The 1,460-nt window shown below is 67.5% G+C and carries 1 protein-coding gene and 1 pseudogene; both read right to left on the bottom strand.

Going from position 1 to position 1,460, the window contains the following annotated elements:
- Window positions 1-932: pseudogene (locus RM423_RS24705) on the bottom strand (histidine kinase); the annotation flags it as partial.
- Between the two features lie 48 nt (window positions 933-980).
- Window positions 981-1,460, bottom strand: a 480-nt coding sequence (locus RM423_RS24700) for a potassium-transporting ATPase subunit C (protein WP_311425689.1), incomplete at its 5' end; no start/stop codon positions are given.

Genomic DNA, 1,460 nt, shown 5'->3' with positions numbered 1-1,460 from the left:
TTCAGCACCGCGGCCGGGATGTCGTCACCGACGATGGAGTGGTAACTGCCGCCCAGGGATTCGACCAGCACGCGTTGGGTGGCAAGTTCGGCGACGCTGGACCCGGCCAGGCCGTCGCTGCGGGCGATGTGCACGGCCAGCAGATCTCCCCCGGTGGCCCGGGCGGCGATCCGGGCGCCGCGCCGGATCAGGACCTCACCCTCAGGTCCTCCGGTGAGGGCGACGACGACGCGTTCGCGGGTTTCCCAGGTTGTGGCGATGCCGTGTGTCTCGCGGTAGCGCTGAATGCCTTCATCGACACTGTCGGCCAGCCACAGCAGCGCGAGTTCCCGTAGAGCGCTCAGGTTGCCGGGCCGGAAGTAGTTGCTGAGGGCAGCGTCGACCTTGTCGGGCTGGTAAATGTTGCCGTGGGCCATTCGCCGGCGTAGCGCTTCGGGGGTCATGTCGACCAGTTCGACCTGCTCGGCGGCCCGCACGACGGAGTCGGGGACGGTTTCGCGTTGCGGGACGCCGGTGATGGCCTCGACGACGTCGTTGAGGGATTCCAGGTGTTGCACGTTGACGGTGGAGATGACATCGATGCCGGCCTCGAGGAGTGCTTCGATGTCTTGCCAGCGTTTGTCGTGTTGGACGCTGGGGATGTTGGTGTGTGCGAGCTCGTCGACCAACGCCACGTCGGGCGCGCGTTCCAGGACGGCCTGCAGGTCCATCTCGGTGAACTGGGCGCCGCGGTAGGTGATGGCGCGCCGTGGCACAACTTCTAGGTCACCGACCTTGGCTGCGGTGTGGGGGCGGGCGTGGGTTTCCACGAACGCGATCACGACGTCGGTGCCGCGTTCGGCGCGGCGGTGGCCTTCATCGAGCATGGCGTAGGTCTTGCCGACGCCCGGGGCGGCACCGAGGTAGACGCGCAACTGGCCGCGTTCGGTCACGGTATCTCCCCCGGGCCGCTTCGTGGCCGTTTCATCAACCGGGTCGCATTACTTGGCTTTGTAAGGGTAGGCGGTATCCAACGCGAGATTGAGTCGTAGGACGTTGACTGTGGCCTCACCCATGAACCCGAGGTAGCGGCCCCCGGAGTATGTGGCGACCACGGCGGCAACCTGCGCCACGGTGATACCGCGGGTTCTGGCGACTACAGCTTCCTGAATCCTCGCGTAGGCCGGGCTGATCTCGGAATCCAAACCCGACCCGGACGCGGTCACCGCGTCAGCCGGGACCGCCGGGTCCGACGGGGCGTCACCGCGGATCGGCACGACCTGGGCCGCGGAGTAGTCCGCACCGAACTTCGCCGCCTGCACCGCGACTCCGTGATAGGCGCTGATGAACGGTCGCGCCGGTGCGGCCTGGTTGATGCTCACGACCCGGCTGATGCTGCCGTGGTAACCCGGTCCGGACCAGAACACCGCCAGTACCGCCCCGACTCCGTCGGGGGTGCAGAACGGCCGGGCACCGCTGAC

This window comes from Jatrophihabitans lederbergiae, assembly GCF_031845305.1.
GTDB lineage: Bacteria > Actinomycetota > Actinomycetes > Mycobacteriales > Jatrophihabitantaceae > Jatrophihabitans_A > Jatrophihabitans_A lederbergiae.
This window is presented reverse-complemented; position numbering and strand designations above follow the sequence as displayed.